Origin of the sequence: Lysinibacillus sp. CNPSo 3705, assembly GCF_028674935.1 — a bacterium.
In the GTDB taxonomy this organism is placed as follows: Bacteria; Bacillota; Bacilli; order Bacillales_A; family Planococcaceae; genus Lysinibacillus.
This window is the reverse complement of record NZ_JAQZSD010000022.1, coordinates 23,421-44,479: the sequence shown is the minus strand read 5'-3', so window position 1 is coordinate 44,479 and position 21,059 is coordinate 23,421. Positions and strand designations below refer to the sequence as shown.

Genomic DNA, 21,059 nt, shown 5'->3' with positions numbered 1-21,059 from the left:
ACATTTGCTCCAAAGAAGTTAAAATTAATATTCGAAAGTTGGTGCCCTTTTTTGATTAGAGTGATAGTAATGGATGATGAGCCATTAGCTCTTTTAAACTTGGAGAAAAAGTTAAAGGAATTTAATTCAATAGAGATCATTAAATCTTTTACAACGACAAAAGATTTGCTGGCAGAGGGACCGAGCTTGGATTTTCAAGTAGCATTTTTAGATGTTGAAATGCCTAACTTGAACGGTTTAGAGATTGCGCGTCTAATAAAAGAATGGAACAAGAATATTTTTATTGTATTTGTCACTGCGTATCGGGACTATGCTGTCCAAGCATTTGAAATATACTCCATTGACTATTTACTAAAACCTATTTCAAAGGCTCGTCTAGAAACAACTATTAACAGAATCCAAGAGCTCCTTCACCTGGAAAATAAATCAACTCCTATACAAATACGAAATAAACCCGCGCTTACAATACAATGCTTTGGAGGATTCGTTGTTTTACACAATAACAAAGCCGTCCATTGGAGAACGCTTAAAACAAAAGAATTATTTGCCTATCTTTTTTCTAACCTAAATAGCCAAGTACCTCGCGATTCAATCATCGATGCTTTATGGGCAGATACAGAATTTAAAAAGGCAAGGGTACAGCTTCATACAACAGTTTCCTATCTACGCACTACTCTTTCAGCATTGGGCTATTCAGAAGTCATACAGTATACAAATGGCTGCTATATTTTGCAACTAGAGGCGTTTCAATGTGATGTCCATGACTTAGAGCATATTTTAAATGCTAAAGCAGAGACTGGAAAGATTAATGTAGAGATGGCTGAGTCATTAATTCAAAGCTACCAAGGTGAATATATGGCCTCATTAGATTATCCCTGGATTACTAGTAAAGCAAATTTTATGAACAACAAATTTACTCTTTTACTTCATGATTTAGTAGACCATTATACAGCAATACATGATGTTAAAAAACGAGAGCAAATTTTACTTTTAACGATAGAACATAATCCATATTCCGATAAAACCGTACAACAGCTAATAAAGCACTATTTAGAAGTCGATAATCGAGCAAGTGCAATAAAGGTTTACAATACTTTTAAGAGTACCTTGTTAGCGGATCTCAATATTTTACCAGAGCAAGAAACGACTGAGCTATTTAACACTATATCTGTCGAAAATCTATAAAAGGCATCGAGAAGATTACTCTCGATGCCTTTTAGCTATGTATTCATTTCACCAGTAATGAAGAGCGGCCGTCTTACTACTTTAGCATGGGGTTGATTTCAGTTTTTTGTAGCTGCCGCTTCGCTTTCGCACAGAAAACATTTGTAGCTGCCGCTTCGCTGGCATTGCTCGCTCTAGGGTCTCAGACCAACACAAAGTTGGTTCACAGGTCGTGATAGTTTTAGCCTTCGTTCCTCTATTGGAGATTTATTTGATAGTTTTTTCAGACAATTCTTCAACGACACAGATACAATTCCTCCCTGACTGCTTCGCCTTATATAGTGCCTGATCAGCAATTGTAATGATTTGATTAGCCGTTTTAATATTAGCTGTAAATGATGTAATGCCAGCAGACATCGTTACAGGTCTTCCACATGCAGTATCTAACATGGCCTGCTTAATGCGTAAATTCTCCGCTATTTCTAAAGCTACATCTATTGTCGTGGATGGTAATATCACCAAAAACTCTTCTCCACCATATCGAAAGCACATTCCTTGTCTCTCTATGTTCTCCTGCATATGACCCGCGAAAGCTTTTAAAACTTCATCCCCTACAGTATGACCATAAGTATCATTTATACTTTTAAAGTCATCTAAATCTATTAAAACTATTGAGTGCGGCACTTTATTAATAATTAACTCATTTAAAATTTGATCCATTCTTCTACGGTTGGGGATTCCTGTTAATGCGTCTAAGTTCAGTTGGTTAGTTAAATCAAATATTCTGTTTCTCGAACTAATAACCATGTTTTGCACTACTTTTTTTAATGAATGTGCTTCGTAATACCAGCCATTAATTTCTTCAAGTTTCTGTACTTCTTCTCTCTCTACACTAATAAAAAGCTGTTTTAAAGGTCGTGCAATTTTGAAAGCAAGCCATACAGCTAATACAAGTACTGCGACTAACCATAATAGTAAAGGCATGAGTATACTTTTTATGAATGCGCTAAAAGAAACCACTCTTTCATCAAGTAACTTTTCAACCACTTGCACCATATAAGGTTCGATTGATTGATCTCGATTTGGTTCCCTCAGTTTCTCTTGTACGTAGCTCTCCGTGATTCTCGAAACTTCCTTCACGTAATTTTCCTGCATGACAATATTATTTTGCATAAGGATGTCGTTAAAATTTTGATAACCACTCCAAATACTAACACTAGAAGTCGCCAGTACTATCATTACCGTCATACTAACAATAACAAACGATAACTTAAACTTGAATTTACCCACAATAGATCATTTCTCCCATTGAGATTTTATTCCTTCATCATACGTCACGCCTCTTAAAAAAAACTTAAAAAGAACTTAGTATTTGCAAAAATATGTATTAAAATGTGCATTCCACTCTAGAAAGGAAATAGGATACTCGCCTCCTCAAAATGCCGCCATACCAACACTCCCTACTCACTCAGTCATATTTTTATGAAAATATTGCTTTATAATTAATCGATAAAAAGTTTTTGTTGATATGTTGGTTGTAGCGGAGAAAACGGCTCTCACTTGCCACAAGCAGCCTATAGCTGAAAACAGCTTCCCCAATACTTTCTGACCAGTTCGAAAGCACCACTTATCCATTATGCTTTGGCACAAAGTTATGGCGTTGGGATTAATCTAGGTGTACGTAATACAGATTTACGTCTTGACCGACTAACAGCATATTAAACGAAGGAACAACTGTCACCTTCCAAATTCAAGAAAAATAGTTGCTTACTATTAACAGAGCCATCACCTTCTCAATTGAGTTTTTAGTGGCTCTTCTCTTTAATTTCAAGTTACAATTATTATAATGATGTAGATATTTTAAGACGTTTCCAAAAATAGGGGCATTACACTATGTAGATAAGTTGATTAGAGTGAAGACTGGGCGCCCACTCAGGAATGAGCTTCACAGATGAGACCCTGGAGCAAGCGCAGTAAGTGAAGCGGCTCATCGGACGCCCCCAGGAAGCTTTGCTCTGTGCGAAAGCAAAGCGGCAGCTACAAATGTTTTCTGTAGCGAAAGCGAAGCGGCAGCTACAAATGTTTTCTGTGCGAAAGCGAAGCGGCAGCTACAAATGTTTTCTGTAGCGAAAGCGAAGCGGCAGCTACAAAGCGTCCAGTAGGAACGGGAATCATCCCTACGTTATGGTGACGGGCTATATTTATGGATTTTTAAAAATTAGGGTACATTAATAGTATGTTATTAAAGAAAGGTCGATACTATGTACAAAATATACATAATAGAAGATGATCCCAATATTTTAAAGATTATTGTGGAGCATTTATCAAAATATCAATTTGAATGTTATACCGTTCAACAATTTAATCATATAGTAGAGGAATTTCAAGCTATTCAGCCTCATCTTGTTGTAATGGATATTAATCTCCCAACCTATGATGGGTACTTTTGGTCGCGCAAAATCCGTCAGCTATCCAAATGCCCGATTATCATTGTATCTGCTCGTGTGAATGATATCGATCAAGTGCATGGGATTGAAAATGGTGCGGATGATTTTATCACTAAGCCCTTTTCACTAGATGTGCTTATGGCAAAAGTGAATGGGCTTATTCGTCGTACATACGGAGAATATGCTTCCTCCGAGTCTAATTCAATATCCATTACTAATACAACGTTAAATTCAAATACCGTTCGACTTTACACTGAGAAACACGAGAGCTTGTTAACGTTAAAAGAAATGCAGCTTAGCAAATTACTATTTGAAGCTTATCCTAATGTTGTTCCTCGTCAAAAATTGTTAAGTGCTATTTGGGATGATGAATCCTTCGTTGAAGAAAACACTTTATCTGTTAATATTGGCCGATTACGTAAAAAATTCGAGGCTATCCAATCTAGACTAGAAATTAAAACAATTCGTGGGCTTGGTTATCAATTAGTGGAGGCAGAAGAATGAAGCTGTTCTTTCGAGATCATGTAAGTGTCATCATTCTTTATTGTGTAAGCTTTCTATTATTACCTTGGATCATTCAGTCATTAGATGATTTATCTTCGCATTATTTTTATTTTATCTTTCTAGTTAGCTTCCTATTTACCATTTGGCTGATTGGACGTTATTATCGCAGAAAAAAACTTTATGCTCATTTACAGAACAACACATTAACAAGCGATGACCTCCATCTGTATGAACCACAGGCTATGATTGAGCAAGCCTACAGTGAAAAACTACGACAAATGCAATATTTATACTTAACACAGCAGCAAGCTTTAGAGATGCAAGGAAAAGAACAACAGCTTGTTCTTTCACATTTTGCCCATCAAATGAAAACGCCATTGTCAGTTATTCAACTGATTATCCAATCTAACGCAAATAGCCCATCCGAGCATTTGCAAACAATTAATCTAGAATGCGATAAGCTGACGTTTACCCTTAATCAGCTACTAACCTATGAACGCACGTCCAATCTTGTGGCTGATTTAAAAATAGAAGCACTCTCATTAAAAGAACTTATTAAAGAAGTTGTGAACGATTTAAAGGATTATTTCATTGCCAAAGAAGTTTTTCCAAAAGTGATGCTTGTTGAAAACACCATTATTTATTCAGATCGAAAATGGTTAAAAATTGTGCTTTATCAAATTATCAATAACGCCATTAAATACGGAGAGTTTGAAAGCTCTATTAAAATTATTTATGACGAAGCTACTTTACGAATTCAAAATTATGGAGATACGATTCCGGAGAGTGAAATTTCACGTGTCTTTGAGTTATTTTATACAGGTGTGAAGGGAAGAACAAACGGTGAGGCAACAGGTATAGGCTTGTATTTAGTAAAAAAGATCTTAATCGAATTAGAACACCCCTTTACTATACAGTCTCATGAGTGCGTCACTACCTTCTCCATAGATTTTTCAAATAGCGTGAAAAAATCATGATTGTAAGTTCGTAATATGACAACTTTGTCATATTGACGTCATTTATCCAAATAGGTAAAATGCTGCTCCTTCTTTATACTTAAGCTATTCAATCGAAGTAAGGGAGTTGTTCAAAGATGGGAAAATCAATCCTACAAGTGACCAATCTGCAAAAAGAATATATCGGAGAAATCACATATAAGGCATTGAATGGCATAGATTTCCAACTCGGTGAGAACGAATTCGTAGCCGTTATGGGGCCTTCAGGAAGTGGGAAAACTACATTTTTAAATAGCATATCAACAATCGATCGTCCTACTGTTGGTGAAATTCTTATAAATGGTAGAAATCCATATTCATTAGATGATGAAGAGCTTGCAAAGTTTCGTCGTTCAGAATTAGGTTTTGTATTTCAAGATTTTAATCTTGTACACACATTAACGGTAAAAGAAAATATTTTATTACCGTTAACTTTAGATAGTTTACCTGCCGATAAAATGCAGCATCAACTTAAACAAATATCTCAATTTCTCGGAATTGAAGAGCTTCTGGCAAAACGAATTTACGAAATTTCTGGTGGGCAAAAACAACGTGTAGCTATTGCTCGTGCGGTTATTCACGAACCGAGTTTATTGTTGGCCGATGAGCCTACAGGAAATCTCGATTCAAAAGCAGTAAATGATGTTATGAACTTATTTAGTTCTATTCATACAGAACTGAAAACTTCCATTTTAATGGTGACACATGATCCTTATGTAGCAAGTTTCGCAAATCGTATTATTTTCATTAAGGATGGTAAATTATATAACGAAATTCTTCGTGGTCATAATCGCAAACAATTTTACCAGGAAATCATGGACACACTTGCTTTTTTAGGTGGTGGACAGCATGAGCTTTAATCATATCGTTATTCAAAATATTTTACGTGATAAATGGACTTACGTTTCGTATTTCCTTAGCAGTATGTTCTCTATCATTATTTTCTTTCTATTTTCAGTTATTGTATTTCATCCAAGTCTTACAAATTTAGATCCCGACTCAACACTCGGCCTTGCATTAATGTTAGCAAGTTTGCTCGTCTATTTGTTTTCGTTTATTTATATTGCCTATTCCATCATGGCCTTTTTAAAGAAGAAAACAAAAACACTAGGTATTTTTATGATTACTGGTGCATCCATGAAACAAATTCGTACGCTCGTTTTTCGTGAAAATATTCTTATCGGTGTATTGGCTATTATTACAGCAGTCATTCTTGGGCTTGTCATTTCACCTCTCTTCTTAATGGGTGCCAAAGTTGTTTTAAATGCAGAAACTTTCAGTATGTATGTCCCTATTAAAGCAATCATGTTAACTATTGGTTTATTCCTTGTATTATTCATTGTTATTTCAAAAGTAATGACAAGATTTATTAATAAAGAAGCTTCCATTCAACTATTAAAAAGTGATGTTGTCATCGAGAAATCGATAAAACCACATTATCTTTTATTATTCTTAAGCATTATGATTTCCATCGGTTTAGGTTATTTTTTAAATACAGATTATGATATTGGCGGTAGTCTTTTCTATGTAGCTTTTTTCGTGAGTGTTCTTTGTACAATATATTTAATCATCTCACAAGGGATGCGCTTCCTGCTAAAGGCTTTTGAGAGATCGTCAGCCTATATGAAACAAACAAATATGCTACTTGCTTCTAATCTGAATGCAAAAATGAAATCACATGCAAATATGCTATTTTTAATCACTATTTTATTAAGCGGTGTATTTTTATGTACAAGCATTTTATTTAGTTCTTACTACAATGTTGAAAAGGATAGTGAGGCAAATTATCCATACAGTTTTCAGTATATTGCCACTCCTAAGGCTAGTCCAAGTAAAGTAGAAGCTGATATTGAAAATATTGAAAAACAATTATCCACAGTGGATTCACAAAATTATTTTATTGAGTTCAAATCGAATGAAGAACGTAGAATTGGCTATATGTCAATTTCCGATTATAACTTGTTACACAATGAAAAGATTAGCTTACGTGCAAATGAATTTATAGCAGTTGCTGGCAATCGTAAAACATTACCCATTACTAATGTAAGTGATGACAAATATCTAAAGCAATTTAAGCTTGTATCTGTAAATGAAAAAAATCTATTAACAACAGGTTTCCAACAAACGTATTTTATTGTGCCCGATGAAGTTTATAACAACATCAAATACCCTGTCTACAAAACCTATTTATTTGAGTTAGACAATTGGACGGCACATACAGCTTTAGCAAAAAAAATTATAGAGGATTTCCCACATATATATGAGGAACGTTATGTAACTTCAAAAATCGAATTGTATGACGCAGAGATGTTCATAAAAAGTGTTATGTTCTTTATCGGCTCTATGTTGAGCTTAATTTTCTTAAGTGCAGCTATGAGCATACTCTACTTCTATTTACAAACGACACTTCTTCAGGAAAAAGAAAAGTATGCGGGTATACGAAAACTTGGGCTATCTAAACAAGAGTTATTCACTGTTGTTTCTAAAGAATTGGCAATTCTTATATTTGTACCATTCACGATAGCTATTACGATGTTATGCGCTACATTATTTGCCATGCGAACAATGGTTTCAGCAGCATTTTTACAAGTTTCAATGATGAGCTCTTTATGCTTCTTTGCCCTGTTCTTCGTTAGTTTTATATTTATTCGCAAAAGTTATTTCAAACGCTTGCTTAGCAATTAATGAAAAAAGTCCGCACTCCTCTTTAGGGTGCGGATTTTCATAGTGTTGAAAAACAAAATTAAAGATGATCTTTGAGAATGTTGTGGCGCATTGAGTTTGGGTGGGTTCCTTTCCGGATAAGAGCCACAGACGAGACCCTGCAGCTACAAACGCCCAGTCGGAACGGACACGTTATGGTAATGAGCCAGCTTCTTACCAAAGTACAGGCTTTGCTACCATTAGCCATAACATAACTAGCAATAATAAAATGTACATCCATGCTTTGCGATGTAACAATGAAGCAAATTTTCGCTGGTCATAGGCGGGTGTATTAAATGTCTGTAAAGTCGGTTTGAACGCTCTTGCTAAAAAAACAATAGAGGCCAACATCACAAGAAATGTTAGAACAATCCACGAGGTACTCCAATGATAACCCGCATGCCACATTAATAAAATACCAGATGCAACAAGAACATGCCCCGAATGCTTGACGATCGTAATTGCTCCTTTAAAAGCCTCAATATATGGTGACATTTCAATATGAGATGCTGTACGCATTTTCTTAACAATTGTTAAAACAACGAACAAAGGCCCAATCGAAAGAATGGCACTTAAAATATGTATGTAAAGAAGAAGTGTATAAATCGAAATCATGGTGCAAACTCCTTTTTATCTTTTTTCAGCAAATGTTTTCTGTAGCGAAAGCGAAGCGACAGCTACAAATGTTTTCTGTAGCGAAAGCAAAGCGGCAGCTACAATTGTTTTATGTAACGTAAGTGAAACGGCAAATGTCTCCCACCTATATATATGGTGAGATAAATGTGGGTATCAGTTACTTACATTATGCCGAGGCATTATTTATTCAGTTCCCCTCATTATAGCACCAACATAGGCGTGCTTTAGCGTCAATTGTGAATCCTTTGTAAACGCAAAATGAATCATTGTTAAATTGTTTGAAATTTGCACAAAGAGGGTATGGATTATAGTAACATGCACATATAAACCAAAAAGGAGTGATTTTTATAGGAATTCATCAATTTTTTACAAGCCTTAACGATTTAGAGCGTATTATTCGTTGCCCTGGTCGCTTCAAATTTGAAGAGCACAATGTGGCTGCTCACTCTTGGAAGGTATCGCAGTATGCGATGTTCTTCGCCACACTTGAAGAAATGAACGGAGCTACAATCAATTGGAAATCATTATATGAAAAAACCATTAACCACGACTTTGCTGAAGTATTTATCGGCGATATTAAAACACCGGTAAAACATGCTAGCCCAGAGCTTAAACAAATGCTTGCACACGTGGAAGAAAAAATGATGGAGAAATTTATTATTGATGAGATTCCGCAAGAGTTTCAGGCCGTCTTCTTTGAGCGTATGAAAGAAGGTAAGGATAAAACTATAGAGGGTCGCCTACTTGAATTTGCTGATAAGCTTGACCAATTCTACGAAGCCTTCGCTGAGTTAAAACGTGGAAACACAGATAAAGAATTCGTGCATATGTATCAATCAGCCCTTTCCAAGATTTTAACTATTCCTCTTGAAGCGTCAGTTCACTATTTCCGTACTGAGATTCTAAAGGATGCTGTGAAGGAAAAAACACATATTGATATTCAAGCTTTAACCAATGAAGTATTAACATCAAATTAATAGTGTGCATGTAAGTTTTCCGAACGAATTAACTCACGGAAGGCTTTTTTTATTTTCTCAAAAAAGTCGTATAATGGAAGGAGATCGATTGGAGGGAAGCTTTTGTCACAGAATTGTTCAATTGTAGAGGATTTATTACCTTTGTATAAAAAACAGGTGCTCCAAGCAACTACTGTAGAATTTGTCGAACAACATTTAACTACTTGTGAGCATTGTCAGCAGCTCGCTACTTCAAAGCAATCACTGGGCTATCATTTATTAATGAAAAGAACGATAACACTTTTCCATCTTGTTTTTATCGTACTATCCTTTATGTTTGCTATTAACTCTTCCTTACTTGGCAATCAAACAAGCTTTGCTATATCTTACGCGATTTTCGGCTATCTTACTTATTTCTTTTACAAAAATATTTGGATTGTTTTTGCCATCAGCTCGGTACCTGTATTCGTATGGGCTATTATTAACAATATCAATAATTCACTCTATGTCACCCACTACTCCTTAACGGAAATTGGTACGCTGTTAATTGGCGCTAGCTTCATAGCCATTTTACATACTATTTTTGCACTATTCGGTGCTGCTTTTGCAATTCTATTTCGTAGGTTTACAAAATAATGTTACACCAGTAGAAAGAAGTTGTCTCAATACAACTAAGACAACTTCTTTTATCACCAATTATACCCATTCATAATTAGATATCCCCTCTAGACCTTGAATCATCCATAGTTGCTTTGCGGCCATGTTACAGCAGCGCCATACATCCGCCGGAAGCTTTATTTTTATTCAGTCGGTGATTAGACACCTACTAAATAAAAATAAAAAAGAGTCGATTTTGAATAGCTTCCAAACCTAGTTGGAGTGCCCCATTTCACGACTCTTTTTTTAGTAATTATGCCTTTTTTACGAACTCTGACTTTAATTTCATGGCACCAAAGCCATCGATTTTACAATCAATATTGTGATCGCCTTCAACGAGACGAATGCTTTTCACCTTTGTCCCAATTTTTAGCGTCGAAGAACTGCCTTTAACCTTTAAATCCTTAATAATTGTAACAGAATCACCGTCTGCAAGTAGATTGCCATGAGCATCCTTTACGATTAACGTATCTGTCTCCTGTTCCGTGACATCAGTGCTCCACTCATGCGCACATTCTGGACATACAAAGTTTGTTCCGTCCTCATATGTGTATTCAGAATTACATTTTGGACAATTTGGATAAGCTGCCATTTCTGCTTCCTCCTTAGACTTTATTGCTAGGTAAACCTATATATTCTCCTATCTTTACATACTTAGCCCTATTAAGTAAAGAATGTTCGTATTTTTCGTTCGTATTTGTGAAAAATATTTGAATCTGTTAAATGCTTTTGGAGATATTTCATTCTGGATATTCATGAATTGGGACACTCGCCCATTGACTTTTTTGTACAAACCATCTTACTTGCATGTTTGTTTAACATGCCTTATTATATCCTTAAAGGCTGCATTGTTCGTATAATATTAAGTTTTAACCTTTAAGCTGTAAAAGGGAGTTTTATTATTGGAGTTGGAATGACGGGCCTCACACTAAGGTGCATGAGGATAAGCAGGAAAGCTTCTGCGAACACCCACTTTGAGGAGTGGTGGTTTAAAACTTTCTATAATAACTACGGCATACGCGGCTTTTTAATTTAATTATACAGCCACACGGCTTTGAAGCATTTCTCTCATAGTGAAAACTATGGGAGATTTTTTGTTTGGGCAACTTTGGGAGAAAATTGGGAGAGATAAGTTTTCATTCTATGGTTTATATCTATCACGTTTCCTGTCAAGAAAAACAATATTTATTACTATTTCGTTGATTTTAAGTATCTTGTAATAAGCAAAAATGATGGTGGAGATCCCAATCCCAAAAAGGATACTTCCAGCAACTAAGAAATTATTTGTATAACCTTCAATGACAATTAGGTATTGAGAAGTGTCCATCCCACCTTGTGTAACTATCCGATATTCAGCAAGTGATAATCCAATATCAACACTGAAAAAAATAGCAATATAAAACCAATTGCAGTTATTACAGAACCTAAAGAAATTAAACCTTTTAATTTATTTTTTGTCATTACTCTTCCTCCTATCTATTCTTTCACTAAACTGCCCCGTTTGTAGAAGAAGAAAAGTGAAGGTTATTCAACAATCACGCCCGATTGTGTTGCTTTAAAATAAAGCAAAAATTCTTCACAAGCCAGCATCTTACGATAAATAAAAAGAATCCATTTTGAAAAAAGATTGATCAAAATGGATTCTTATCCCTCAAGTTTAAGATTGGTTTTTATAAAAAAGATCGATTATTTTCTACCAAGAGGATTTCCGTCTTTTACAACAAAAGCAGTTTTACTTTCCACACCTGTAGCAGATATAGACTTTATACCATATGTGTATACTTTACTTTTATTTGCAATAGTATCTACATAAACAGTATTACCTTGTGTGTTATAAACCACGTCTACTATATTTTTAACATCTTCATATGATCCTTCTTTTGTTCCATCAAATCGGTATATTACATATTTCCTTGGTTGAGTACTATTTTCATCTGTAATAATAAGCTTCATGCCGAAAGACTCTTTGCTCAATTTAACATCAGTTGGAGGTAAAGGGATTGCAGAGCCTTTCCAATAAATTGTAGGTGTTAAAGCTTTATAATTGTATAGTTGCTGATTTAGATAAGAAGCATATCCAAGAGCGTTATTGTTAATACTTCTTAGAGAAAAATGCATTTGTCCTTGAGCATTTTTATTTGCTCTGTTGGCGATTACTTGGCTGATAAGTTCTGTCTTATTATTCCATGCAGTATCAGAATCATTTCCAACTTTATGATTGGCCATGCCAATATATAAATTAACAGGATGGACTTTGGCGTACGTTTGAACTTCTTTTCCCCACCAATCTAATAAAACAGAGTAATTTGCTGCTTTATAATTTCTGGACCAATAGATTTGAGGCGCAATATAATCGATACTTCCATCTTTAATCCACTGTCTTGTATCAGCATAAAGATCATCGTAGTTACTCATTCCATTCGTGTTACTACCAGTAGAATCTTGCCCTTTGTTTCGCCAAATTCCAAACGGAGATATTCCATATTGAACATGGGGTTTAATTGCCTTAATGCTTGCATAAACCTTTTTTACTAATTGATTAACATTATTTCTGCGCCAGTCTTCAATATTCTTGAATGAGCCACCATACTTTTTAAAAGTTTGTTGATCTTGAAAAGTCTCTCCTTTTATTTTATAAGGATAGAAGTAATCATCCATATGTACAGCGTCGATATCATAGTTGCTTACTAATTCTTCTATAGTTGATAATAAGTAATTTTGAACTTCCGGCAAACCAGGATTTAAATAGTATTGTTTACCGTATTTCACTACCCAATTAGAATTTTTACGGGCTACATTATCGGCAGCAAGATTAGTCAAAGATTGCGAAGGCATAGTGACCCTATATGGGTTTACCCAAGCATGAAGTTCTAATCCACGCTTATGTGCTTCGTCCAGCATTATTTGCAATGGATCAAAACCCGGATTGGTCCCTTGTGTATTGCCTGTTATATACGATGACCATGGAGCAAGCTTAGACGGGTACAGTGCATCATTTAATGGCTTAACTTGAAAAATAACTGTATTAAAGTTATCAGCTTTTAATTTGTCTAAGGTACTTTGAACCCATTGAGTATATTGGGTTTTACTCATACCTGCCTTCATATCAATATTTGATACTGTTGCAATCCAGGCTGCACGCATTTCATTTTGAGGTAGTGAATTAGCTGTAGCCTTTTGATTTGTAAAAACAGGAATAAGTAAAAGTAAAACAAAAAAAGTTACTAAGTACTTTCCAAAAAAATTTTTAAACATAAATAATGAAATCTCTCCTTTTAATTCTCAGCTATTAAAACCTAGCTGTTACTATAATCTAAGTGAATACCATTTCAGCCTATTCTATAAAAGTAGGAACTGATTTATCCTTCCAAAAAGTGTCTTACAGTAATTAGATCTGTAGCATTTTGTCGGCAGGACCCTTTAGTGGTAATTTCAATTGTTTGCGAAGCTCGTTGGAAAATTTTATTCTGTTTCTTCGCTCACTATATAATACCACAAATCTCCAATTATTCTCCCTCCACCTTCAATTTCCATTTATTTAAATTCTTGAGGCCAATTTTATGATAGCGTTGAATAGCAATCATTTGTTAAGTTCGTTTGATAAAGTGGACCATACGGTGGAAGGATTAGAAGAAATTCTTCACAAGATAAACATCAGTTTTAACATAAATGTCCAATAAAAAAATCATCTCAAAGAATAACTAAAGAAATGATTTTTATCAAACTTTATTACAAATTATCAATCTTTTTTATAAACGTTCAATCTTTTTTACAAAGCTACAGCTTGTTGAATAAACAACTGCATAATGTCTACATATTGTTCAATAAACTACATCAACAATTATGAAACTATCTTCTACTTTCTTCGTATATTAACTAAGTCAACTAATTCTCGAGGTGATAATAATGTACGAATACAATTTCGTTAAAGTGGAACTAAATGCTTGGGGTAGTAAACCAAAAGAAGATTATCAAAATATAATTCACCAATACGCATCTGACGGATGGAGATTTGTTCAAATTTTTGCTCCTTCAACTAAAGGATATGGTTCCGCAGCCTATTTTGAATTAATTTTCGAGAGACCCCTTAATTAGATTTAAGGGGTATTTCTATTTTTGGGAACATAATGTAGAATTCTGTTTCCTTAAACTCATCAGCTTTTTATCACTGAACAGTTTTGTTCTAATGTGCCTCATTTTTTGCATTACTTTTTATTAGACATTAATAAACTAATCTATTTTACAGCAAATGCTCATTCCTTTTGTGATTTCTTATTGAACAAACCTTCCTCATTAATTCAAGTATTCTTCACAATCCCACCTAAATATTAAAATAAATATCCAATTTTATTTAAAACTTTTATTCCGTTAAATGGCCCTTCAACGAAAACGAGCACTGATTCTTGTTACAGAATCGCGCCAGATTGTTGAAGTTTGGTTTTCTGTGTTTCCAAACTTTCATTTAAACAGCAATGAATGACACCCTGGTTAACTATGGTTGGCACTTATTTCAAGTGGAGAAAAACATAAAAGAATGATAGAATTTTCAATGGAAATGTAGTTAATTATTACTACATAAAAGAAAGGTGATTGATAAAAATGCAACAACAAACTTCTGAAAAAAACTATATAGTAATGATTTTACTATGTTTCTTTTTAGGTGGCCTAGGAATACATCGCTTCTACGTAGGTAAAATTGGTACTGGTATTTTAATGATTATAACTTTTGGTGGACTAGGTATTTGGGCATTGATCGATTTAATTATGATTATTGTCGGTAAATTCAAAGATAAAGAAGGAAAAGAAATAAAACCTTCTTAACAATAGAAAGGCGTTAGTTAACTTCTGTTAGCTGGCGCTTTTTTGCATAGAGCAATGTTGTTTATATCAGGGAGGGTTGATATGCGCTCTATGATCTATTTCACCTTGTAACTTCAGTTCTAAATAGCGTTTTCTTAATTAAATTTGTTTAGTGAACCCCTCTTATCCTCATATTAACGCCGTTTTCTTTTTTCATACCTAAGACTTCCTCGTCTTTATTACTGTTTTGTTCATTTAATCCGTCTTAAGGCTGAGAAGTGACACCGCCCAAAGTTTGTTTCCAGCAAAGAGGAAAAGTGTTACCATTAAAATACATTAATCAGAGTATTAATATTTATCCTCAGAAGTCGGGAATCCATTTAAAGAGCGCATTGCTTTTAGAATGCTTTTAACCGCTCTCGTTCCAACTATGTGATTCCTTCATGACCACATTCTGTTTCTCCAAAGTGGCACATTGGACATTCGCTTAAAGAGAGGTTAAACAAGTTATGGTAGCGAACCATAAACAATTACGAATAGAAGAAGGTGTTTATATTTGAGTATGAAAATATGGTGGGCTTTAAATATTGTATGGCTATTCATTTTTGCTGCTGGGGCTATATTTATTGGCTTACGAGAAGTTGATTTTGCAGGGGTAGTTCAAACTCCGGAAGTTAGAATGGTCTCATTTATTATTTTGGGTATTTTATTTTTATTTGTTGTACTATTTCAATTAATGCTACTCATCTTTATTCATTTTGTTCGAAAAGGTACAACCAATACTTCCACAAAAACAAAAAGGCTATCTTAATCAAGGTCGGCTTGTCGTTTTCTAAGTCACTTTAATAAAGTGGCTTTTTTAATTTGTACAAATGTAAAAGTGCCTGTGCAACTCCCCTGCTACTCTTCAATTAGACTGTACCCTTAGCCATCTATGAAGTGCAAAAATCACGTATTTTGATCATAAAAAAACTGCACTCCAGTAGTTAGAGTGCAGTCAGCTGCTTCTTTTTTCTAAATTAAATAACGAAACCAACAATTGTAGCCGTTAAAATACTAACAAGTGTAGCTCCATACAACAACTTTAAGCCAAAACGAGCAACTACATTCCCTTGCTTTTCATTCAAACCTTTAACTGCTCCGGCAATAATACCGATAGATGAAAAGTTTGCAAAGGATACAAGAAAGACTGAAATAATAGCCAATGTATGAGCACTCATAGACTTAGCTACTTCTCCAAGGCTAATCATTGCAACAAATTCATTCGTTACTAATTTTGTTGCCATAATTCCTCCAGCAGTAATAGCATCTGCCCAAGGGATACCCATTAGGAAAGCAATTGGTGCAAAGATATAACCTAAAATATCTTGGAAGGATATACCGAAAATCATATCAAATAGTGAATTGATTAAATCCATTAATGCTACGAAACCGATCAGCATAGCACCAACAATGATGGCTACTTTAAATCCATCCATGATATATTCTCCAAGCATTTGGAAGAACGATTGCTTTTGTTCATCTATCTTTAAAATATCTTCGCTTGCTTCTACTGTATACGGATTAATGATCGAAACAATTATAAAACCGCCAAACAAGTTCAAGACAATCGCCGTTACAACATATTTTGGTTCAATCATCGTCATATATGCTCCAACAACTGACATAGAAACAGTCGACATTGCTGATGCGCATAATGTATACATTCGTTGTGGACTAATCTTATCTAATTGTTTTTTAACAGTAATGAATACTTCAGATTGACCTACCATTGCAGAAGCAACAGCATTATAAGATTCCAATTTCCCCATACCACTTACTTTACTTAAAAGAAAACCTATCCCTTTCATGATGAGAGGAAGAATTTTAAAATGCTGTAAGATCCCTATCAATACAGATATAAAAACAATAGGTAATAACACATTTAGGAAGAAGGAATACTCCCCTTCATTCGCTAAACCACCAAAAACAAAAGTTATGCCCGTACTTGCGTAAGCCAATAAATGATCAAATACTTTTGTAAATCCTTTGATTAGAACATAACCAACCTTTGTATTTAGCAGTATAGCTGCAAATACAAATTGGATGATTAGCATAATAATTATGTTTTTATATTTTATTTCTTTTTTGTTTTTACTCATTAACAGAGCCAAACCAAAAACAAGTAACAATCCACAAAAGGATATTAAGTATCTCATGCGTTCCTCCATAAATATATTGAAATTTTTTTTGCGATCGATATCCGAAACTACAAATCCTTCTTTCACTCATTATGTTCCATTATTGAAACTTGAATAACAGCTATAGATCTTATAACTGAAAATATGTAGTTAGTCAGACGTCAGACAAATCACTTCACTATACATTGTTTTCACTAGCAATTCAATAGTTAAAAGAAAAAAACTCGTGAAAAGTGTATACGCTTACAAAATTACGTTTTATAAAAAAAGACCATCATATATATGATAGTCTCTGGATGCTACAAATTTTTGTAATCTTTATTCAAATTTTACTTTTAATGTACTTATAAGAATCTATCGCTTTCCTTAAACACGAAAATACTAATATTCAATAACCTAAGCGACTATTAAACTACCCATCACCTATAGAAATTTTTGATAATTATTCATTAGCATTTCAATTTCTTTATAAAAGTTAATGCTTGTTGAGTAGATTCAATAAGCGATACATCACCTTTATTTCCTCTTAACTTTAATGCTTCTTTAAAGCATTTTTCTGCCTCAGCAATTTCCCCTAATTCTAACAAACACTTACCTTTATGTTGTATGGCGAAGTCCAAATATAACAAATTATTTTTTGCCTTACATTTATCTAAAACTTCGTTGAAGATCCCTAATGCTTTCATTGGATTACCGTTATATTTTATTGCCTCTCCAAGACGTATTAATGACACGGTTTCTCGATTGCTGTTATGCTGACTGCTAGCAATAGTAACGCATTCAGTTAAAATGTTAACGGCTTTTTGTGGTTCCCCGTAAATTCTATATAAGTTCCCCAGCGTCCCCATTAGAAAATATTTCTGATCTTTATTCGAAATATTCGCCAGTAAATTTTCAGCTATATCTATTATTTCTTTTAATCTACAAGGATTAGAAGTTTTTTCTCGAAGAAACTCATTGCTATCAAAATAAATTATTTCATTTATTGTCAAAAGACAGTTTTTAAAGTCTGAAAAATTCATTTTATCAATACCCCCAATTTATTAAAAATTAAAGCAGTGGCGTAAGGCGAAATTTGATTTTATGACGTACGAAATAAATATCGGTTTTTTTATTATATACTTTTACCAGAATCAAACTTAAAATGTAAATATAAAGTTGTATTACCAAAAGTTATAATAGGTGCTTCTTGGGGATAGATGAGAGGCTGCCACGTTATTGTGATGAATTCATTTTTATAGGAATACTTTTAAGCTTTAACAGAACAATTTTCAGTTTTAGATTAGCCAAACTGAAATTAGCGTAACTTTCGAAACGCGATTACATAAGAATCAGTAAGGAGTATTTTAAATGAAAATAAAGAAGAGTATGTTGTTTTTTATATCACCACTATTTCTTTTGGCTTCTTGTAGTGATGATGATCCAGCTGGTAAAAAGGATGAGAAAATGTATGTATCCTCCATACAACAAAAGGAAATATATGAAATTAAACAACCTGCAAAATCTAATGTTTCAAGAGGGTTGATACTTAGTAATATGAACAATTCATTAAATGTCAGTGAAATTGAAATAGGATTAATGGATTTATCAGTCAATTACTTTCCTACAAAGAAATTTTATATGCAGGAAGGTCAATATTTAGATAGTAAAATTATAAATAAATGGTTAGATAGAAAATCAAAAGAAGGTTTAGGATTAAACCCACCTATTAAAAAAAGTACTGGAGATGTATTAGAGGATGAGAAAAATAATCCTAAAATATTATCTCATGTCTTAGAACAAAATTTCGTTAACAAAGAAAGTGGAAAAGTAGAAGGAATGTCATTAGCCATATCCTTAAATGAATTTTATGACATTAGAGTACATGATGATAAAGGCTTAACTTATACAGATCAAGTTAAAGTCGATACGAATGAAGATAAGGTTAATGACGTAGAAAAATACGGTAAGAAAATAGCCGGAACTATAATAAAAAATATAAGAAATAATAATAAAATACCCAACGTCCCTATTTATTTAACCTTATATCAAGAATCCAATAAAAACGATATAATTCCAGGAAGATTTTTAGCTCAAACATTTATTCCTGAAGGCGAGGATAAAATAGATAAATGGGCTGGGATAGATATAAAAAATTATACATTCCCTTCAGATGCACTTTATAGTTTAGACAAAGATACTTATAGTAAATTATTAAGATTTAAAGAAGATATCCGAGAAGGCTTTAAACATCTAAATCCTAAAATCGTTGGTAAACTTCGATATGAAAACGGGAATTTAACCGAGTTAAAAATAGAAGTTAATGCGCCTTTAATAAATGATACTGAATTGATAGGTCTTCTACAGTTAATTAGTACCAAATTGAGTACTACTTTGTTCGATTACATTCCTATTTCTATTCGTATTATAGATCAAAATCAAGATATCGGGATTGTCCTCTGGGATCCAATTGAAAAACAGATTTATGCAGCTCCATTATAATTTAACTTCTTTTCAACGAGTGTACAAAAATCCGCTGAAATAGAGAACTCAGTCTAAAAACGCCACATCCTGTGGCAATTTTTCTGTGCGAAAGCGAAGCGACAGCAAAAATGACTTCTTGTTGCTACAATATTAGCACTACGCTTTTGCGCAAAAACTTTTGCAAGCCTGAGCCAAAGCCGATTCCCGAAGCTATTTTGCAGGAACATAATTTGGTTTTTTTATTACCTTCCTTCTTTTTGTATAATTCACCTCCATTTTGCGCATATATGGTAGTAACAAGGGAGGTTATTACATTGAAGAAATTATTTTATTTGTTTTTATTAACCACACTACTATTATCCGCTTGCGGGAAAAATACCGCTCCTAAGGAGGTTGCAGTCGATAAAAATACTTCTGTTGAAGATATAGTAGGAGCTATCGTTAAAAGCAAATTCACGGTTGAAGAAAAGGATGGTATCGTTTCAATCGCTATACAGGACAATGATGTGAAAAAAGGTATGAAAAATCAAATGCTGAAGGATTCCACTAAAATATTTGCAGAGCTATCTAAGCTTCAAAATGTTAAAACGCCAGCTATTAGTTGGTATGCCCCATTAACAGGATCTAACGGGGGCAAATCTATGACTGAGCTTTTAAATATTTATTTTAGTGAAGAAGATTTTAAAAAGACTAATTGGGCAAACTATACTCAGTTAAATATCGAATCCATTGCTACTCATTATCACCAAGATGCTTCTTTAGGACAATAGAATATTCCAACACCAAGATACCCCTCTGCGTATAACAAAGGGGTATCTTTTTTCTATTTACTTATTGCTTCAGAAAAAATTTTTTACAGGATGCCCTTTTCCATCTTTCGATATCAAACGCCGCAATCATATACCGCGCAGGGTATGAAAATGTAGGCTCATACCGATTTAAATACCCTCTGTGTTCATCAATACGAGACGCCAGCCATCTGGATCTTCAATTGTGACACCTTTTTCGACCCAATATGGATTTTCTGGCTCTACCTCAGGGTAACCCATTTGCAATAAGCGTTCAGCAATAAGCTGTATCGTTGAACGCTTTGGAATATATAATACGAGCAAATTCTCCTTTGTTGGTGCTGGGCAAGGACTTCCTTTAATATGCTCTATAAACTCTAAATGATAGCTAGCATTCGGAAGACCGATCATGATACCTGTGTAGCCTCGATGTCCTGAAAAGGAGCCGATTTTTTCTAACCCTACGCCTTCACAATAAAATTCTTCAATTTCCTTTAATTTATCAGTTGGCCGTGCAACGCGTACCTGTGCTACTTGTAATTCATCTGACCATTGTTGTCTCATAGTTATTTTTCTCCTTTTCAATCATTGTATAATTGCAAAATAGAGCTAGAGAACCGCCAATAGTCTGAAAAATAACCTTCAACCTTCACGCTCTTCAGAAATACCCGCGAAGAGGGAATATTGCTGAAGTGATTGACTCTCCTACTAAAAAACCGGCCCTATGAAAGAACTGGTTACATTCAATCACTTTCCCCCGCATTAA

The 21,059-nt window shown here is 34.2% G+C and carries 19 protein-coding genes and 1 other RNA gene; 13 read left to right on the top strand and 7 right to left on the bottom strand.

Features of this window, described 5'->3' with window-relative positions; genetic code table 11:
- The first annotated feature begins 69 nt into the window (after window positions 1-69).
- Window positions 70-1,185, top strand: coding sequence for a response regulator (locus PVA17_RS11505; RefSeq protein WP_274067752.1), 1,116 nt, complete (start codon window positions 70-72; stop codon window positions 1,183-1,185).
- Window positions 1,186-1,431: 246 nt separating this feature from the next.
- Here the strand turns inward: PVA17_RS11505 and PVA17_RS11500 are convergent, their stop codons facing one another.
- Complete coding sequence (locus PVA17_RS11500; RefSeq protein WP_274067751.1) at window positions 1,432-2,454, bottom strand: GGDEF domain-containing protein; 1,023 nt, start codon at window positions 2,452-2,454, stop codon at window positions 1,432-1,434.
- Window positions 2,455-3,425: 971 nt separating this feature from the next.
- On the opposite strand from PVA17_RS11500, the gene PVA17_RS11495 reads away from it, so the two are divergent.
- The 4 genes from PVA17_RS11495 to PVA17_RS11480 all read left to right on the top strand — a co-directional run bounded on the left by PVA17_RS11495 (window position 3,426) and on the right by PVA17_RS11480 (window position 7,795).
- Complete coding sequence (locus PVA17_RS11495) at window positions 3,426-4,115, top strand: response regulator transcription factor (RefSeq protein WP_248718699.1); 690 nt, start codon at window positions 3,426-3,428, stop codon at window positions 4,113-4,115.
- Window positions 4,112-5,092: a sensor histidine kinase gene (locus PVA17_RS11490; protein WP_274067750.1), complete on the top strand. Its 981-nt coding sequence runs from the start codon at window positions 4,112-4,114 to the stop codon at window positions 5,090-5,092. Before PVA17_RS11495 ends, PVA17_RS11490 begins: the two co-directional genes overlap by 4 nt.
- 116 nt (window positions 5,093-5,208) lie before the next feature.
- Window positions 5,209-5,970: an ABC transporter ATP-binding protein gene (locus PVA17_RS11485; RefSeq protein ID WP_132363726.1), complete on the top strand. Its 762-nt coding sequence runs from the start codon at window positions 5,209-5,211 to the stop codon at window positions 5,968-5,970.
- Entirely contained in the window at window positions 5,960-7,795 is a 1,836-nt protein-coding gene (locus PVA17_RS11480; protein ID WP_274067749.1) for an FtsX-like permease family protein, read from the top strand. Before PVA17_RS11485 ends, PVA17_RS11480 begins: the two co-directional genes overlap by 11 nt.
- Window positions 7,796-7,987: 192 nt before the next feature.
- Here the strand turns inward: PVA17_RS11480 and PVA17_RS11475 are convergent, their stop codons facing one another.
- On the bottom strand, window positions 7,988-8,428 hold the full coding sequence (locus PVA17_RS11475; RefSeq protein ID WP_274067748.1) for a hypothetical protein: 441 nt from the start codon (window positions 8,426-8,428) through the stop codon (window positions 7,988-7,990).
- Between the two features lie 359 nt (window positions 8,429-8,787).
- Between PVA17_RS11475 and PVA17_RS11470 the strand changes: the two genes are divergently transcribed.
- Window positions 8,788-9,426 (top strand): YfbR-like 5'-deoxynucleotidase, encoded by a 639-nt coding sequence (locus tag PVA17_RS11470; RefSeq protein WP_132363732.1) that lies wholly within the window; start codon window positions 8,788-8,790, stop codon window positions 9,424-9,426.
- A 102-nt stretch (window positions 9,427-9,528) separates the two neighbouring features.
- On the top strand, window positions 9,529-10,041 hold the full coding sequence (locus tag PVA17_RS11465; protein WP_132363734.1) for a zf-HC2 domain-containing protein: 513 nt from the start codon (window positions 9,529-9,531) through the stop codon (window positions 10,039-10,041).
- Between the two features lie 274 nt (window positions 10,042-10,315).
- Here the strand turns inward: PVA17_RS11465 and PVA17_RS11460 are convergent, their stop codons facing one another.
- Window positions 10,316-10,654, bottom strand: a complete 339-nt coding sequence (locus PVA17_RS11460) for a zinc ribbon domain-containing protein YjdM (protein ID WP_132363736.1) — start codon at window positions 10,652-10,654, stop codon at window positions 10,316-10,318.
- A gap of 245 nt (window positions 10,655-10,899) precedes the next feature.
- Between PVA17_RS11460 and ssrS the strand changes: the two genes are divergently transcribed.
- Window positions 10,900-11,092: non-coding RNA, 6S RNA (ssrS, locus tag PVA17_RS11455), on the top strand.
- A gap of 656 nt (window positions 11,093-11,748) precedes the next feature.
- On the opposite strand, the gene PVA17_RS11450 is transcribed toward ssrS, so the two are convergent.
- Window positions 11,749-13,317, bottom strand: coding sequence for a glycoside hydrolase family 10-like protein (locus PVA17_RS11450; protein ID WP_132363738.1), 1,569 nt, complete (start codon window positions 13,315-13,317; stop codon window positions 11,749-11,751).
- Window positions 13,318-13,968: 651 nt separating this feature from the next.
- Between PVA17_RS11450 and PVA17_RS11445 the strand changes: the two genes are divergently transcribed.
- From PVA17_RS11445 to PVA17_RS11435, 3 genes are all read left to right on the top strand, one after another.
- Window positions 13,969-14,157: a DUF4177 domain-containing protein gene (locus PVA17_RS11445; RefSeq protein ID WP_132363740.1), complete on the top strand. Its 189-nt coding sequence runs from the start codon at window positions 13,969-13,971 to the stop codon at window positions 14,155-14,157.
- Between the two features lie 504 nt (window positions 14,158-14,661).
- Window positions 14,662-14,883, top strand: a complete 222-nt coding sequence (locus PVA17_RS11440; RefSeq protein WP_132363744.1) for a TM2 domain-containing protein — start codon at window positions 14,662-14,664, stop codon at window positions 14,881-14,883.
- A 541-nt stretch (window positions 14,884-15,424) separates the two neighbouring features.
- Window positions 15,425-15,673: a DUF3923 family protein gene (locus PVA17_RS11435; protein ID WP_274067771.1), complete on the top strand. Its 249-nt coding sequence runs from the start codon at window positions 15,425-15,427 to the stop codon at window positions 15,671-15,673.
- 208 nt (window positions 15,674-15,881) lie between these two features.
- Here PVA17_RS11435 and PVA17_RS11430 read toward each other — a convergent pair whose 3' ends face one another.
- Both PVA17_RS11430 and PVA17_RS11425 read right to left on the bottom strand, forming a co-directional pair.
- Window positions 15,882-17,060, bottom strand: a complete 1,179-nt coding sequence (locus tag PVA17_RS11430) for a NupC/NupG family nucleoside CNT transporter (protein ID WP_132363748.1) — start codon at window positions 17,058-17,060, stop codon at window positions 15,882-15,884.
- 431 nt (window positions 17,061-17,491) lie between these two features.
- Entirely contained in the window at window positions 17,492-18,064 is a 573-nt protein-coding gene (locus PVA17_RS11425) for a tetratricopeptide repeat protein (protein WP_132363750.1), read from the bottom strand.
- A gap of 328 nt (window positions 18,065-18,392) precedes the next feature.
- On the opposite strand from PVA17_RS11425, the gene PVA17_RS11420 reads away from it, so the two are divergent.
- Both PVA17_RS11420 and PVA17_RS11415 read left to right on the top strand, forming a co-directional pair.
- Window positions 18,393-19,523: a CamS family sex pheromone protein gene (locus tag PVA17_RS11420; RefSeq protein WP_132363752.1), complete on the top strand. Its 1,131-nt coding sequence runs from the start codon at window positions 18,393-18,395 to the stop codon at window positions 19,521-19,523.
- Between the two features lie 296 nt (window positions 19,524-19,819).
- Window positions 19,820-20,275: a hypothetical protein gene (locus tag PVA17_RS11415; protein ID WP_132363754.1), complete on the top strand. Its 456-nt coding sequence runs from the start codon at window positions 19,820-19,822 to the stop codon at window positions 20,273-20,275.
- A 168-nt stretch (window positions 20,276-20,443) separates the two neighbouring features.
- Here PVA17_RS11415 and PVA17_RS11410 read toward each other — a convergent pair whose 3' ends face one another.
- On the bottom strand, window positions 20,444-20,857 hold the full coding sequence (locus tag PVA17_RS11410; protein WP_132363756.1) for a VOC family protein: 414 nt from the start codon (window positions 20,855-20,857) through the stop codon (window positions 20,444-20,446).
- Window positions 20,858-21,059 lie beyond the last annotated feature (202 nt).

What these genes read in the sequence shown, in the direction of transcription:
- PVA17_RS11435 (WP_274067771.1), top strand. Translation starts at nt 15,425, where the DNA reads ATGAAAATATGGTGGGCTTTAAATATTGTATGGCTATTCATTTTTGCT.
- PVA17_RS11450 (WP_132363738.1), bottom strand. Translation starts at nt 13,317, where the DNA reads ATGTTTAAAAATTTTTTTGGAAAGTACTTAGTAACTTTTTTTGTTTTA.
- PVA17_RS11485 (WP_132363726.1), top strand. Translation starts at nt 5,209, where the DNA reads ATGGGAAAATCAATCCTACAAGTGACCAATCTGCAAAAAGAATATATC.
- PVA17_RS11430 (WP_132363748.1), bottom strand. Translation starts at nt 17,060, where the DNA reads ATGAGATACTTAATATCCTTTTGTGGATTGTTACTTGTTTTTGGTTTG.
- PVA17_RS11425 (WP_132363750.1), bottom strand. Translation starts at nt 18,064, where the DNA reads ATGAATTTTTCAGACTTTAAAAACTGTCTTTTGACAATAAATGAAATA.
- PVA17_RS11490 (WP_274067750.1), top strand. Translation starts at nt 4,112, where the DNA reads ATGAAGCTGTTCTTTCGAGATCATGTAAGTGTCATCATTCTTTATTGT.
- PVA17_RS11420 (WP_132363752.1), top strand. Translation starts at nt 18,393, where the DNA reads ATGAAAATAAAGAAGAGTATGTTGTTTTTTATATCACCACTATTTCTT.
- PVA17_RS11440 (WP_132363744.1), top strand. Translation starts at nt 14,662, where the DNA reads ATGCAACAACAAACTTCTGAAAAAAACTATATAGTAATGATTTTACTA.
- PVA17_RS11410 (WP_132363756.1), bottom strand. Translation starts at nt 20,857, where the DNA reads ATGAGACAACAATGGTCAGATGAATTACAAGTAGCACAGGTACGCGTT.
- PVA17_RS11475 (WP_274067748.1), bottom strand. Translation starts at nt 8,428, where the DNA reads ATGATTTCGATTTATACACTTCTTCTTTACATACATATTTTAAGTGCC.
- PVA17_RS11460 (WP_132363736.1), bottom strand. Translation starts at nt 10,654, where the DNA reads ATGGCAGCTTATCCAAATTGTCCAAAATGTAATTCTGAATACACATAT.
- PVA17_RS11495 (WP_248718699.1), top strand. Translation starts at nt 3,426, where the DNA reads ATGTACAAAATATACATAATAGAAGATGATCCCAATATTTTAAAGATT.
- PVA17_RS11445 (WP_132363740.1), top strand. Translation starts at nt 13,969, where the DNA reads ATGTACGAATACAATTTCGTTAAAGTGGAACTAAATGCTTGGGGTAGT.
- PVA17_RS11480 (WP_274067749.1), top strand. Translation starts at nt 5,960, where the DNA reads ATGAGCTTTAATCATATCGTTATTCAAAATATTTTACGTGATAAATGG.
- PVA17_RS11505 (WP_274067752.1), top strand. Translation starts at nt 70, where the DNA reads ATGGATGATGAGCCATTAGCTCTTTTAAACTTGGAGAAAAAGTTAAAG.